Annotated in this window: 9 protein-coding genes; 6 read left to right on the top strand and 3 right to left on the bottom strand. The window is 54.2% G+C overall.

All coding sequences use genetic code 11. The features are described from left to right. Positions 1-95: 95 nt before the first annotated feature. Positions 96-749, top strand: a complete 654-nt coding sequence (locus SH287x_RS17620; protein ID WP_479515694.1) for a 3-keto-disaccharide hydrolase — start codon at positions 96-98, stop codon at positions 747-749. Positions 750-901: 152 nt separating this feature from the next. Here SH287x_RS17620 and mutS read toward each other — a convergent pair whose 3' ends face one another. Then, entirely contained in the window at positions 902-3,523 is a 2,622-nt protein-coding gene (mutS, locus tag SH287x_RS17615; protein ID WP_479518727.1) for a DNA mismatch repair protein MutS, read from the bottom strand. A 387-nt stretch (positions 3,524-3,910) separates the two neighbouring features. Between mutS and SH287x_RS17610 the strand changes: the two genes are divergently transcribed. Next, the gene (locus tag SH287x_RS17610; protein WP_479515693.1) at positions 3,911-4,975 is read left to right on the top strand and encodes a prenyltransferase/squalene oxidase repeat-containing protein; all 1,065 of its coding nucleotides are present in this window, start codon (positions 3,911-3,913) and stop codon (positions 4,973-4,975) included. A 145-nt stretch (positions 4,976-5,120) separates the two neighbouring features. On the opposite strand, the gene pnp is transcribed toward SH287x_RS17610, so the two are convergent. Together pnp and rpsO are read right to left on the bottom strand one after the other, a co-directional pair. Continuing rightward, positions 5,121-7,241 carry a polyribonucleotide nucleotidyltransferase gene (pnp, locus tag SH287x_RS17605; protein ID WP_479515692.1) on the bottom strand — a complete coding sequence of 707 codons (2,121 nt, stop codon included), beginning with the start codon at positions 7,239-7,241 and terminating at the stop codon, positions 5,121-5,123. 767 nt (positions 7,242-8,008) lie between these two features. Further along, complete coding sequence (gene rpsO / locus SH287x_RS17600) at positions 8,009-8,278, bottom strand: 30S ribosomal protein S15 (RefSeq protein ID WP_479515691.1); 270 nt, start codon at positions 8,276-8,278, stop codon at positions 8,009-8,011. A gap of 713 nt (positions 8,279-8,991) precedes the next feature. Between rpsO and SH287x_RS17595 the strand changes: the two genes are divergently transcribed. The 4 genes from SH287x_RS17595 to SH287x_RS17580 all read left to right on the top strand — a co-directional run bounded on the left by SH287x_RS17595 (position 8,992) and on the right by SH287x_RS17580 (position 15,507). Then, the gene (locus SH287x_RS17595) at positions 8,992-9,972 is read left to right on the top strand and encodes an ABC-three component system protein (protein ID WP_479515690.1); all 981 of its coding nucleotides are present in this window, start codon (positions 8,992-8,994) and stop codon (positions 9,970-9,972) included. After that, positions 9,941-10,189, top strand: a complete 249-nt coding sequence (locus SH287x_RS17590; protein ID WP_094853047.1) for an ABC-three component system middle component 8 — start codon at positions 9,941-9,943, stop codon at positions 10,187-10,189. Before SH287x_RS17595 ends, SH287x_RS17590 begins: the two co-directional genes overlap by 32 nt. After that, positions 10,176-11,972: a DUF2326 domain-containing protein gene (locus SH287x_RS17585; RefSeq protein WP_479515689.1), complete on the top strand. Its 1,797-nt coding sequence runs from the start codon at positions 10,176-10,178 to the stop codon at positions 11,970-11,972. The genes SH287x_RS17590 and SH287x_RS17585 overlap by 14 nt, the downstream gene beginning before the upstream one ends. Before the next feature lie 325 nt (positions 11,973-12,297). After that, positions 12,298-15,507, top strand: a complete 3,210-nt coding sequence (locus SH287x_RS17580; protein WP_479515688.1) for a DUF1553 domain-containing protein — start codon at positions 12,298-12,300, stop codon at positions 15,505-15,507. Positions 15,508-15,509: the final 2 nt, after the last annotated feature.

Below are 15,509 nucleotides of genomic sequence, written 5' to 3'. Positions count from 1 at the left end.
AAACTAACCGATGAATATTCACTGATGTGATTCTCCCGGTGAATCTCTCATCCGATTTCTTCAAAAGAAAGCTGCCTGACACCATGATCGGCTTCATGAAATCTCTCCGCTCCCTGGCATTTCTGGCTCTGATGGCTGCTGGCGCCATCGCCACTGGCACCATGACCTCTGGCGTTGCTGCCGAAGTCGAAGAAGGGTTTAAGCCTCTCTTTGACGGCATGTCATTCGAGGGCTGGAAAATCAACGAAAGCCCCGAAAGCTGGAAAATCATCGATGGTGCGCTGGTCTGCAAAGGCCCACGCAGCCATCTGTTCTATGTGGGCGACGACAAGCCATTCAAGAACTTCGAGCTGAAGGCCGACGTCTGGACAGAGCCTAACAGCAACGCCGGGATCTATATCCATACCAAGTATCAGGACACCGGCTGGCCCAAGCATGGTTTTGAATGCCAGGTCAACAACAGCTATGTGAAAGATCCCCGCAAGACCGGCAGTCTCTATGCTGTGAAGGATGTCCTTGAAGCTCCTGCCAAGGATGGTGAATGGTTTACCGAGCATGTCACCGTCAATGGCAAGCACATTGTCATTAAGGTGAACGACAAGGTGGTCGTCGACTACACCGAACCCGATGATGCCAAGCCCGGTAAAGACTTCACTCGCGTGGTCGATCAAGGCACCTTTGCCCTCCAGGCCCACGATCCCGGCAGCGTCGTCCGTTTCAAGAACATCCGCGTCAAACGTCTCGACTAATCTGTCCGTTAAAACTCCCTCTCCCGCTTGCGGGAGAGGGCCGGGGTGAGGGGCATTTAACTCTCTGTATTTCAGATAGCTATCGATCATACTTCGTCGATATCTACGTGCTCCCTTTATCAAGGGCCACGCGTCTCCCCTCTCATCCGGCCTTACGAGGCCAGTTCGTTTCTGATGCGGGCCAGTTCTTCCCAGGCCGCTTCCGGAGAGAGGTCTTTCAGATCAAGCTGACGGATCTTTTCCAGAATGGGATGTTCAGCCAGTTCAAACAATGTGAGTTGCTGTTCGCGCGAGCGGCGCGTTTTGCGGGCCGGCAATCGTGATTTCTCCTGCCCGCTGGCCAACCCTTCCGTTTGCTCCGCTTCCAGTGCCTTCAGAATCACCCGGGCACGGTCAAGGACCACGCCGGGAAGTCCTGCCAGCCGACCGACATGAATGCCGTAACTTTTGTCCGCTGCACCCGGAACGATCTGATGCAGAAAGACGACATCATCGTCCTGTTCACGGACAGCCACGTTCCAGTTCATCACCGATTTCAGTGTCGCACTCAGTTGAGTCAGTTCATGGTAGTGTGTGGCAAAGAGGGTGCGGCAACCCACCGCATCATGGAGAAATTCCGTGATGGCCCATGCCAGAGAAATCCCGTCATACGTACTGGTGCCCCGGCCAATTTCATCGAGAATCACCAGACTGGAAGCCGTTGCCGAGTTAAGAATGCGAGCCGTCTCGGTCATCTCCACCATAAAGGTCGATTGACCACGTCCCAGTTCATCGCTCGCTCCCACCCGTGCGAAAATACGATCGGCCAGGCCAATCTTTGCGGCAGAAGCGGGCACAAATGAGCCAATCTGCATCAGCACGGTGAGTAATGCCGCTTGTCGGATATAGGTGCTTTTTCCCGCCATGTTGGGGCCAGTGATCAATTGGATCATCCCACTGGATCCGCCGAGACGAATGTCATTCGGCACAAAACCACCAGCAGGGAGCAACTGATCCAGTACCGGATGCCGGCCATGGCGAATTTCCAGCAATGGCTGGGTGGTGACTTCGGGGCGGACATATTGCCGACGGTTGGCCAGAATCGCAAAACCGCACAAAACATCCAGTACGGCAATCGCTTCAGCGGTATTTCTCAAACGGACAGCAGCCTGAGCCACCGTTTGCCGCAAGCTGTTGAAGAGTTCCTGCTCCAGCGCAATCGACTGGCTTTCGGCCCGCAAAACCTTCTCTTCGTATTCCTTGAGAGCAGGCGTGATATACCGCTCATAGTTCTTCAAAGTCTGCTTACGGATATACTCCGGCGGCACTTTATCCGACTGATTGGTATTACATTCCAGATAGAATCCGAAGACACGGTTATAGCCGACCTTCAGATTGGTGATCCCCGTCCGTCGGACTTCTTCGGCTTGATAACTGGCCATCCATTCCTTGCCCCCCCTGGCAAGATCGCGCCATTCATCGAGCTGCGGATGAAATCCCGGTTTGATGGCCCCCCCTTCGGTCAGGTTGAGCGGGGGTTCTTCAACCAGAGCCGACTCAATCGCCTGTCGCAAGTCCTGATGCAGCTCAATGGCGGCTTCAAGTTGTATTAGCAACGACGACCGGCGACCTGTCAGCCTTGCTTTGATCTGAGGGAGCAGTGCTAATGTTTTTGTTAAGCTGACCAGATCTCGTGGCGAGGCTCTTCCCGTGCCGACCCGTGCTGAAAGACGTTGGATGTCGTAGCTGGTTTTGAGGATTTCTTGCAGCGATTGCGTGGTTCGCAATTCGACGAGCAATTCATGAACAGCGTCCAGGCGGGCGTTGATGGGCGATAGTTCTTTGAGCGGATTGGAAAGCCACTCCATGAGCAGCCGCGCGCCCATGGGGGTGACTGTCTGGTCGATGGCCCAGAGGAGGCTCCCTTCCCGTTGATTGGAGCGCAGCGTCCGTGTCAGTTCCAGGCTCCGGCGCGTCGCTTCATCGATCAGCAGATGATGCGATGGCTCGTAGGGTTCGAGCCGGGATAAGTGCACCAGTTGCGTCTTCTGAGTTTCACGCACGTATTCCAGCAGCGCACCGGCAGCGATGATGCCAGGTTCAATGGTTGAGGCCCCGCCAGCCGTTTTGGCTCGATCCACAAACCCGAAACCTTCGAGTGTGGCGACACCAAATTGTTCAAGCAGCAGTCGATAGGCTTCATCGGGACGATAGGCCCAGGGGGGACGTTCTGAAACAGCCCATGACCCGCTGCGCAATCGTGCAACGATCAGATCATCGCGCTGACGTTCGGGAATGAGAACCTCTGCGGGGTTGAGCCGCGCCAGTTCGTCATGCAATTGAGCAATTGCCAGAGTGGCGCAGGTGAAGTGGCCGGTAGAGAGTTCGAGCCAGGCCAAGCCGCAATCCGTTTTTCCCGGAAGCACGCAGGCAAGAATGTTGGTTTCGCGGGGATCGAGCAGTGAATCATCGGTGAGAGTGCCGGGCGTGACGATCTGTGTCACTTCCCGCTTGACCATCCCTTTGGCAGCTTTAGGATCTTCGACCTGTTCGCAGATAGCCACGCGATGGCCGGCCCGGATCATCTTCTGGAGATAACCGCTCAGTGCATGATAAGGGAACCCGGCCATGGGGACGGGATTGGGTGAGTTTTTATCCCGGCTGGTCAGCGTCAGCCCCAGCACGCGAGCTGCCACTTTTGCATCGTCGTAGAAGAGTTCATAGAAGTCGCCCATACGGAAGAAAAGTATGGCCGCCGGGTGCTCGTCTTTGACCTCCATATACCGCTGCATCATGGGCGTGAGGCTTGAGCGATCGACGGGAAACGGGCTGGCGGTTTCCGCAACGTCACTGGGTAGCGCAACGGGGGATGGCAGCGCAACGGAGTCGGCTGTCACAGGAGCGTCAGTCTCAGGGACAGTGACAGATAATTCAGGGGAAAGATGGTCTTCTGGCATCATACAGGGCGTTGATTCAACGAAAAGGAACCAAGGGCAAAGGTCAAGCAGGCATCCTAGGAGTCTGCCTGAGAACTCTCAAGTCCTTCGCCCTCAATGAAAGGGGGCATGTTGCCCTTTGAAAAGAGGATTCACAGAAACGTGAATTCGCCGCCCGATTCCTGAACGATCCTCTCTTGGTATCTGATTAAATAGAAACGGATCTAATGGAACGAGAAAAGGCTGATGGCTATGGAACAACCGGATCGTCGGACATTTCTTGGGCTGACTGTAGGATCAGCCATGGCGGGCTTGCCCGGAACATGGGAAGTGCTGGGCGCGACGGGAGCAGGGGCGATTCCTGCGAAAGCCGTGATCTTCACTCCCGAAGTCAGATCCGTGATCGATGCCGGTCTGGAATGGCTGGCAGCGCAGCAACGGACTGATGGCGGATTTGGAGGTCACGCGACCTACGACAGGAATGTCGGTGTGTGTGCCCTGGCTGGCTTAGCCTTCCTTTCAGAGAGCGGACGGCTCGCGAAATATGGCCGGTCGATTCAGGGGTGCATGACCTACTTGTTAAGCCGGGCGCAATCCAGCGGATTCATTGTCGAAGCCGACATAAGGACGCATGCTCCGCTCTATGGACATGGCTTTGCGACCACATTTTTAGGCCAGACTTATGGGCTGGATTCACGCAAAGAAATTCGCGAGGCATTGAAGAAAGCCGTCGAGATGACGCTTTCTTGCCAGCAAGCCAATGGCGGCTGGCGCTATACTGAAGACCCCACCGATACTGACACATCGATCACGACCTGCATGATGATGTCACTGATTTCTGCCCGACAAGCGGGGATTGGTGTCCCTTCGGCAGCGTTGGCCCGAGCGGCTCAATTTTTGAAAGAGTGCCAGAACCCTGATGGGGGATTTCGTTATCGCCCTACAGACCCTTTGGAATCGCTCTTTCCCCGCTCAGCCGCTGCGGTGGCCACGCTCTATTTGCTGTTTGGCCCGGAGGATATCGCAGTGAAAGCCGGGCAAGCCTATCTGGCAAAAACAAAACCATATTCGCCAGCGGGAGAGTCACACGCCGAGTATTTTTATTACGGACAATTTTATGCCGCCCACGCCCATTGGCAGCAGGGGCCAAATGTCTGGAATCAGTGGTATCCGGCAGCGTGCCAGAAGCTGTTGGATCGTCGCACGACGGAGGGATTCTGGAGTGATGCGAACATTGGCAATGTCTACGCCACGTCGATGGCGCTGATTGTGCTTCAGTACCCCACAGGCCACATCCCGCTGCTGGCGTAATCTGAAAATAGTGAGCACATTTCAGAAAGCCACGCTTGGCCATTTCATAAAACAACCCGGCGCATGAAACAGCCCGGCAGGAGAGATCATCTTCCCACCGGGCTGCGACAAAATCAGATTTCACAAGGGAACCTGAGAGCGTTGATTACTCGGCGGCATCAGCCCCTTCAGCCTGGGCAGCATCGGCGAGGACAGCTTTGCGGGAGAGCTTGACGCGGTTCTGCTCATCGATGGCGATGACCTTCACCTGAATCTTTTCACCCACCTGCACCACTTCGCTGACCGACTTCACAAATCCGTCGGACAGTTCACTGATGTGGCAAAGGCCATCTTTACCAGGAGCGATTTCGATAAAGGCACCGAAGTCCTTGATCGAGCTGACAGTCCCGTTGTAAATACGGCCAACTTTGATTTCTTCAGCAATGGCTTCCACGCGAGCCAGGGCGTCTTCTGCCCCAACGCTCGATGAGCTGGCAATCACCACGGTGCCGTCATCTTCGATATCGATGGTGGCGCCGGTCTGTTCCTGGATGGCGCGGATGTTTTTACCACCCGGCCCGATCAGAAGACCAATCTTGGAAGGATCGATCTTGGTCCGAAGCAGACGCGGTGCATGTGTCGAAATCTCGGTGCGGGGACGACGAATCGTGCCCAGCATGGTCTTGAGGAGATCGATGCGTGCCTTCTTGGCCTGCTCAAGAGTCGCTCGCACGATCTCTTCGCTGATACCGTCAATCTTCAGATCAAGCTGAATGCCGGTGACACCCTTCTGAGTACCGGCCACCTTGAAGTCCATATCACCGAAGTGATCTTCATCGCCCATGATGTCGGTCAGGAGAATAAAGCGATCGGCGGCTTTCACCAGACCAATCGAAATCCCTGCCACTGGCTGACTGATGGGCACACCAGCGTCCATCAGTGCCAAAGTGGCACTGCACACCGAAGCCATTGAGCTGGAACCGTTCGATTCCAGAATGTCCGAGATCACACGGATCGTGTAGGGGAACTTTTCAGCCGGTGGCAAGACGCTGGCGACGGATCGCTCAGCCAACGCCCCGTGACCAATTTCACGACGTCCCGGGCCACGAATTGGCTTGCACTCACCCACCGAATAAGGAGGGAAGTAGTAATCGAGCATAAAGGCCTTGGCTTCTTCACCAAAGAGACCTTCGACACGCTGCACGTCACGGACGGTGCCCAATGTCACAGTGGCCAGCGACTGAGTTTCCCCACGGGTGAAGAGCGCCGAACCATGGACACGTGGCAGCACACCAGCCGAGCAGTTGACAGCACGCAGATCATCACTCTTGCGACCATCCAGACGGATGCCATCGAGGATCAGGTCACGAACAGCCTTGGTTTCAACGGCATAGAACGCCGCGGCGAACTGAGCCTTGGTCAGACCATCAGCAGTGGTTTCCGCTTCACCCGGGAAGAACTCGGCCAGCAGTTCTTTCTTGAAAGCGGAGGTCTGAGTGCTGCGTTCCTTCTTGACGCCTGACTGCTTGACTTCGCGCAGCTTCGGGTAAGCTTTTTCGAGCAGAATGGTTTCAAAAGGATTGGCCTGAGCCACTGGCAGTGTGAATCGCTCGCGGCCTGACTTGGCCACCAGTTCATTCTGAAGTTCACACAATTCAATAATGCACTTGTGGCCAAACATGATGGCATCGGCCATCTGGTCTTCTGGCAATTGCTTGCCGAAACCTTCGATCATCAGCACGGACTTGGTTGTCCCCGCGACGACCAGATCGAGTTCCGATGTGACCAATTGTTCCTGAGTTGGCATCAGGAGGAATTCGCCATTGATCAGGCCCACACGCACAGCAGCCAGCGGCCCCTGGAACGGGACAGGTGCCAGGCACAGAGCCGCACTGGCCCCAATGATCGACAGCACGTCGGGATCGTTCACGCCATCCGAGGCGAGGACGTTCGACATGACCTGAACTTCTTCAACATATCCTTCAGGGAAGAGCGGACGAATCGGACGATCCGTCAGGCGGCTGGTGAGAATTTCACGCATGGTCGGACGACCTTCGCGCTTCAAAAATCCGCCAGGGAATTTACCAGCGGCAGCCACACGTTCCCGATAGTCACAGGTCAACGGGAAGAAATCGATTCCCGGACGTGAGGGGCCATTCTGAGCAGCCACGAAAACTAATGTATCACCATATTGAACCGTCACCGAACCGGCAGCCTGCTTGGCCAGTTCACCTGTGGTAATCGATAATGTCCGTCCGGCAATTTGACGCTCAACAGTAACCTTCATAAATCTCAATCCTTCATTAAACTAACCGACTTCACTTCAACACTTGTGTTTGCATCTTAATGGGAAACTGAAACCCTGCGCGGGGAGAGATGTGGCTTGACGAAGGGGCATACCTTGCACCAGCAATTCTGACATGCCGCCATCGATTTCGATGGGTGCAACGCGCCGGAATTCCAGGCACTCTCCCTGCCCCGCCTGAACCGCCCTGCATTTTCCGTCGAAACCGGCAGGCGTCTTTGCGAGAGACTTTCCGGAACATGGGGAACATGTCCGGAGCGATAAGAGATCTGAAGCCGCAAGTTTCAGAAACGACGCAGGCTTCAAAAGCGACGCGGGCTTCAAATGCGACGACAGTGCCGCACTGGAGAACGATTCACGACGCTCCAGATTTCTCTGACGAAAACGACGGCACAACTCAATAGTTTGCTGATCCTGCATGCCAATACCGATGAGGGCGATTTCTCAAGACCAACAAGCCATAACTCTGTACGTCATGCCTCTGAGCAAACCGCAAAGCCTCTTGCCAATCTCTCACAACTTCATAAATAACACATCTCAGACAACATGACCCAGCCCTGAACAACCATCAGAATCCGCAGAGACTTATCAGGCTCTCCCGTGCCAGCCGCCATTTTCACAGAGAATACGTGGCTGGCAGAGAGTCTTGGCAGTCCGCCCGAACCCTTGCTGTAAAACCCGGAGGCACAAAAGCTGGCAAGAGAATGAAAACCGCCCCAGACTCGAGATTGAGCTGAGGCGGTTGAAAACTACTTGCGGAGGCTCAGGCGTTCGAGCAATTCAAAGTATTTGGCAGGAGTGGTGGCTTTCACATAATCGAGCTGGCGACGGCGCTTGCTCACGAGCATCAGAAGCCCACGCCGGCTGGCATGATCCTTCTTATGGCTGCGAAGATGCTCTGTCAGTTCTGCGATTCGCGAAGAAAGCACCGCAATCTGAACTTCCGGGGAGCCGGTATCCGACTCAGTTCGCTGGAAGTCTTTGATAACCTGTGTTTTACGCTCTTTTGTGATCGACATTTTCATTCCTTTCGCTCCACCCGAAACATTTCGGGAAGCCGGTCGTCGTGACGTACCAGGGAGCAGTGATATTTTTTTCCATCCGTAACAGCCACTCAGTCTAACTTCGCGCACGAGAGTTGCAAACGAACAGACCAGAGGAAGTGTTCAAAAGAATATGTCTGGATTGAAAAATTGGTTTACTTTTCAATAGTTGTTGTTCCCCCCCCCGTTTGATTTTGCAAACTGCCCTTCGACGTCTTCGTCGAAGGGCAGTTTGCATTGTTGAGCCAAGGTTTGCGACTCCATCATCAGGTTCAATGGTTCTGGCAGGCTGATCCACGATTCCATAATGAGTAGACGTAATTCGTTTCGTGGTCAGATGTCCGCCGTTCAAATCCCGTTCACTGTTTCAGCGTTTGGTGGGTAAGCTGCTCCGTTGCATTGATCCATCGAATGGAATATGCACGCCCAAGTTTGGCTATGACGTGTGATAACCACACTTTTCAGGCAGTTTCGTACCGAGTAGAGGATCTTCATAGGAGCCAGCGTGTGGCACGCAAATTGTCAAGGCATTTTGAAATGTCGAAATTCATCGCATCTAACGCATCTTAGTAGCCCTGTTTGAGGAGGGATTTGCGAGCATAATCTGGTATCCTAAGTTCGCTCGATTCAGAGAAGCACAAGTCAGGTATCTGCGAATCTTGCCCTCAACGCTGAAACTTGAGAATCGAATGAAGTTTGCGTACGAAGATCTCAGTGACGATCAGTTCGAGCGGTTGGTTGTGCTCCTGTGCCAGCGCTTGCTGGGAATCTCCGTACAGGGCTTCGCGAAAGGGCCTGATGGTGGACGAGATGCCAAGTTCACGGGGACGGCGGAATTGCACCCGAGCAAGACGGCGCCGTGGGTCGGTACAACCATCGTCCAGGCCAAGCATACCAACGGCTATAACCGTAATTTCTCCGAATCCGACTTCTTCAGCACGACGGCCGCGAACACCGTGCTGGGCAAAGAAATTCCCCGCGTCAAGAAGCTTCGCGAGGCCAAGCAGCTGGATCACTACATGCTGTTTGCCAACCGTCGGCTGGCGGGTAATGCCGAAACGGAGATACGCGATTACATCGCGTATCAGTGCAATATTCCCACCTCGTCGATCTACCTCTGCGGACTAGAGCAACTGGAAATCTGGCTGAAACGCTTCTCTGAGGTTGCGAGGGAAGCAGACCTTGATCCGGTCGATTCGCCGTTGATCGTCAGCCCCGATGACCTGGCCGAGGTAGTGCAGGCATTGGCCCGCCAAAAAGATGGCGTGGTCACATTGCTTGACGATCCACCGACTGCGCGCGTGACCTATGAGCAGAAGAACGCACTCAACAATATGAGTGCCGATTACGCCAGGGCGCAGCGGCGAAAGTACCTGAAGGAGACCGCTCAAATTCGAGCTTTCTTGGCAGCACCGGAAAACCTCGACTTGCTACGCATGTACGAGTCTGTAGTCGATGAGTTCCAACTCAAGATCATCGCCAAGCGCAAAGACTACCAGACCTTTGACGAGGTTATGGAGTATGTGGTGGATCTGTTGTTCAACCGCGATCCTGTCTTGCGGCAGCACGCACACAAGCGATTGACTCGCGCCGTGCTGTTCTACATGTACTGGAATTGCGATATAGGGGAGGTGGGTGATGCTGCGGCCGACCAAGCACTCTCATCCTGATCGCACGGTCATCAATGTCTCGTTGCTGCTGCTGGCTCGACTGAAAGCCCGGCGAGTGGATGAGTATGACGTGCTGCGCAAGTTTGCGAAAAAAAGTGTCGTCGGCGGGGACGTACTGTTTTTGCCAGCACTGAATTTTCTGTATCTCATGGGCCTGATCGAATATCGCCCCAAAACCGACGCAGTGGAGTACATGGGGCCAAATGAAGCTGTCTAGACTTTATTCCAGCAAGCCTGACTTGTTCGAACCTGTGGAGTTCGTCCAGGGCCTTAACGTCGTCATGGCCGAAATTCGCCTACCGGAGAACCGAAACAAAGACACTCACAACCTCGGCAAGACCACGCTTGGGCGCTTGCTAGACTTCAGTTTACTTGCTAAGCGAGATCTCAAGTTCTTTCTCTTCAGGCACATCGAACTGTTCAAGGACTTCGTCTTCTTCCTGGAAATCGAGCTGGAAGATGCTTCGTTCGTGACGATCCGGCGGGGCGTGGAAGAAGCCACCAAGATTAGCTTTAAGCGCCACGAGGCCGGGCACCAGGACTTGTCGGGGCTACCGCTGCCGGAGTGGGATCACAAGGAAATGCCCTTTGAGCGGGCGCGTGAGCTGTTGGATGGATTGTTTGACTGGCGCGCACTCAAACCTTGGACGTTCCGTAAAGGCTTGGGCTATCTGCTGCGCTCTCAGGACGATTTCCGTGACGTGTTTCATCTACGCAAGTTCGCAGCTGCGCATTCGGATTGGAAGCCTTTTTTGGCTCACGTTCTCGGCTTTGACGCTCAACTCGTGGTGCAGCACTACGAGAAGCAAAAGCAACTTGCGGAGAAGCAGTCTACCGAGCAGACCATCAAGAAAGAACTGGGCGGATCCATTGAGGATATCAGCAAGATCGAGGGTATCCTGTTGCTCAAGCAGAAAGAGTCTGAGAAGAAGCAGAAACTACTCGACGCCTTCGACTTTCGCGCCCAGGACAAGGACAGCACCAAGCAGTTGGTCGATGAAATCGACGAGCGCATCGCGTCCCTCAATGCCGAACGCTACTCGCTTAACCAGAACAAGAAGAAGATCATAACCTCCTTGGAGGAAGATCAGATTCTCTTCAATCCTGACGAAGCTCAGCGTCTGTTCGAGGAAGCCGGCGTCCTGTTCAAAGGGCAAATCAAGAAGGATTTCCAACAGTTGATTGCTTTCAATCGGGCTATTACCGATGAGCGCCGCGGCTATCTTCAGGAAGAACTCGCAGAGGCAGATACGGAGCTTAAGCGTATCAATGCAGAACTGAATACCTTGGGTAAGAGACGCTCGGAGATGCTTTCATTCCTGAGCGAAACCGATATCTTTGGCAAGTACAAGCATGTCTCGGATGAGATGGTGACGGTGCGCGCTGACATCAGTTCGCTGGAGCGTCAACGCGGCTTCCTGCATCGTCTGCAGGAACTGCGAACCGAGATCAGGGCGTTGACCGAAGAGTGTGGGCACCTGCAGACTCACATCGAGGCGGATGTGGAGAAGCAAAATTCTGATCAGAACAGCCTATTCTCGGCAATTCGCGTGTTCTTCAGTGAGATTGTCGAAGAGGTGATCAACCGCAAAGCGCTGCTGAGCGTATCTCCGAACAAGGAGGGGCATCTGGAATTCAGGGCGGAAATTCTTGACGAGTCAGGCAATGCAACCAGCGCCGACCTCGGTCATACTTATCGCAAGCTTCTGTGCATTGCCTTCGACCTTGCCATCCTGCGAGCGCACCTGAGTGACAAGTTCCCGCGCTTCGTCTACCACGACGGTGTGTTCGAGTCCTTGGATGATCGCAAGAAGGAAAATCTTCTGATGGTCATTCGCCGGTACTCTTACCTAGGCCTTCAGCCGATCATCACGCTAATTGACTCGGACCTGCCTGCTCGATCTGATGGTGACGAAGCTGTGTTCAATTCCGATGAGATCGTCTTAACTCTGCATGATGAAAGCGAGTTCGGCCGACTATTCAAGATGAACGCATGGTGAAAGAATAGCACCTCACAACCGATTGCGGCGGACATGCAGCTATTTCCCATCCGCCAACTTGTCGAGAAATCGCCGCAATTCGGAATCCAAACCCCGCACCCCGGCGATAAAAAGTTCAATTGGCGGCCTGTCCACTCACAGTTTTTTTGCAAAGTTCGCCACGGGCCAATACTGTGGCTTGTTAACGAAAAGGTGTTTTCATCAATAAATAAAGATTTCTCGATTCGACTCGCAGGCCCGATTTGAAAATTCGTGCTAACAAGGCCATTGCTTCAAAGATCCCCACGACCCGCCTGAACTCTCCGAATTTCTTGATGAGTCCCACATGCCCGTGTCCCCCCTACTGAGATTGCTGCGCAGGCCATCGATTGTCGCTGGTTCTTTTCTGGTGGTCGCCGGACTGTATGGGCGAGTGTGTCTCGTTGAGACTCGTGAACTTCTCGCCGACGAACCGCAGAAAATAGCGGCGAAGGAAACAGTCTCAGCTGTTCCCAAAATTCAGTTCAATGCCGATATCCGGCCAATCCTTTCCGATCGTTGCTTTCATTGTCATGGCCCGGACAGTGCCACGCGAGCCGCAGGCTTGCGGCTTGATCAAAGGGAAGCGGCCGTCTCCGCCAACGCCATCAACCTGGATGATTTACCAAATAGCGAAATCCTCGCGCGGGTGATGTCTGACGATCCCGATCTCGTCATGCCTCCCCCCTCGATAAAGAAGCCTCTCTCCAACGATCAGAAACTAAGACTGAAAACCTGGATCGAACAGGGAGCTGAGTATCAGCCTCACTGGTCATTCATACCTGTGGCCAGGCAGGTGGAAGTGCCAGGAACGGCCTCTGGGCTTTCGACGGAAAAACATCCGATTGATGCGTTTATTGAACAGGAGTTGATAGCCGCCGGGCGTCGGGCTGCGCCACTTGCATCACGCGAGACCTGGCTGCGTCGAGTGACATTTGACCTGACCGGATTGCCGCCAACCATTCAGGAACGAACTGAGTTTCTCAAGCAACCCGACAACCGCGAATCTCGTCGGGCGGTGGTGGATCGTCTTTTTGAAACTCCGGCATATGCCGAACGCATGACGAACGACTGGCTCGACCTTGCCCGCTATGCCGACACGTTTGGCTATCAAGCCGATCGCGACATGCACATGTGGCCCTGGCGGGATTGGGTGATTGAAGCCTTTCAATCCAATCTTTCTTACAAAGATTTTCTGGTTTGGCAGGTGGCGGGAGATTTATTACCAGACGCGACGCAGGATCAGAAACTGGCCACAGCCTTTAATCGTCTCCATCGCCAGACCAATGAAGGGGGCAGCGTTGAAGAAGAGTTCCGTTCTGAATATGTCTCGGATCGTGTGCGGACATTCGGAACGGCCGCGTTGGGCCTGACAATGGAATGCTGCCGCTGTCACGATCACAAGTATGACCCGATTTCTCAGAAAGAGTTTTATGCGCTGAGTGCCTTCTTCGCCAATGTCGATGAGCATGGACTCTATTCGCACTTTACGGAAACGGCACCGACACCCACGCTGCTGCTTTATGCTGAAGGTCAGCAGGCTCAGCATGAAACTCTGCGAGCCAACATCCGTGAAGCCGAAGCTCTTCTTAAGCAGACAACTTCCGATTTGATGGCCCAGCTGGCAGCTTCATCATCCGATCAGGGCCAACTCGAAAAATTGCAGCCCGTAGCGCTCCCAGTGCCTGAAAGTTTGATCGACTTTGAAGCGGTCTCTCCGGGTGGCACCAATCGTCTTGTCGAGGGACATGCAGGTCAAGCCATCGAGTTCAGTGGCGACGACGAATATAAGCTGAAAGAAGTGGGCAACTTTTCTCGAACGGATTCCTTCTCGCTCGCCATGTGGTTAAAGCCCGGCGAGCAGAAAGCCCGCATGATTGTGGCCCATTGCTCGCAAGCGGCGGAAGACTCGGCATTTCGTGGGTATTCGTTGACACTCGATGAAGGACGCCCGACATTCTCGCTGGTGCATTTCTGGCCGGGGAATGCGATTCGAGTTCAAGCGACCGAGATTCTTCCTTTGAACGAGTGGTCGCATCTGGCGGTGACTTATGATGGATCGAGCCAGGCCTCAGGGGTGAAGATTTATCTCAATGGAAACAGGCTGTCACTCGATGTTCATCGCGACCGACTGACACGCGATATCCGCCATCGCAAAGAGTGGGGAGACTCAGCGGCGGGGGGGCTTGCTTTATCATTGGGTGCCCGTTTCCGGGACATTGGTTTTTCCAAAGGCTGCCTGGATGACCTGGCGGTTTACAATGTAACGCTATCGGCGGCAGAGATTGCGCTGATGGCGGGTGAACCTTCTGAAAAAGTGACCGAACTTTCACGGAAGGAAACGCCAAATCACTGGTTACGACAGCAGCCCGCATGGCAAGTTGCTGCTGAAAAACTTCTGGCAGCTCGAGTCGCTGAAGACGATTTCATCACGAAAATCCGTCAGATCATGGTGATGGATGAATTGTCGGTTCGTCGACCGACTTACCTGCTCAAGAGGGGGGAATACACACTGCGGGGCGAGGAAGTCGAGCCGGATGTTCCTCGGGCCATTTCTGCTTTTCAAAAGGATTGGCCTCGCAATCGACTGGGGTTGGCTCAATGGCTGGTGGATGATGCCAATCCCCTGACAGCGCGTGTGGCGGTGAATCGATTGTGGCAGATGGCCTTTGGTCGAGGACTGGTCGCCACTCCAGAAGATTATGGCAGCCAGGGGGCGCTTCCCACCCATCCGGAACTTCTGGACTGGCTGGCGCGTGATTTCATGGATCATGGCTGGGATCTCCAGCACACGTTACGGCAGATCCTCCTTTCAGAAGCCTATCACCGTTCGGCAACTCCTTTAGAGGTGAATGACTATCACTCTGATCCAGAGAATCGTTTGTTAGCTCGTGGCCCCAAGTTTCGATTGTCGGCGGAAATGCTGCGCGATCAGGCTTTGGCGACCAGTGGTCTGCTTGTGAGAACCATCGGCGGCCCCAGCGTGTATCCTTACCAGCCAGCCGGCTTGTGGGAGGAAGCGGGGACGGGGAAAAGCTATCCCCAAATGCACGGCGATCACCTTTACCGCCGAAGCATATATACCTTCTGGCGACGCATCATGCCGCCCCCGACCATGAGCACCTTCGATGCTCCCAGTCGGGAAAGCTGTACGGCTAAGCGAGAAAGAACCAGCACCCCTTTGCAGGCACTGGTGTTGCTGAATGATCCTCAATTTGTCGAGGCAGCACGTGTCCTGGCCGAACATCTGATGATCTCGCACGCCACGCCAGAGCAGCGGTTACAGGCCGCTTTCCTGACACTCCTGACGCGGGAACCTTCAGCGAAAGAGTTGAGTATTCTCAAGGCGTTTCTTGAGCAGCAAACCAGGGATTATCAACAGCATACCGAAGCCGCCAGAGAGTTGCTCAAAGTAGGTGAAAAGCCATTAAGTGGGCACGCTCCGCTTGAGGAGCATGCCGCTCTGACGCAGGCGGTCTTGCTGCTTTTCAGTCATGACGACTGTGTGTCCCGATAATG

The organism is Planctopirus sp. SH287, assembly GCF_056500625.1.
This window is presented reverse-complemented; position numbering and strand designations above follow the sequence as displayed.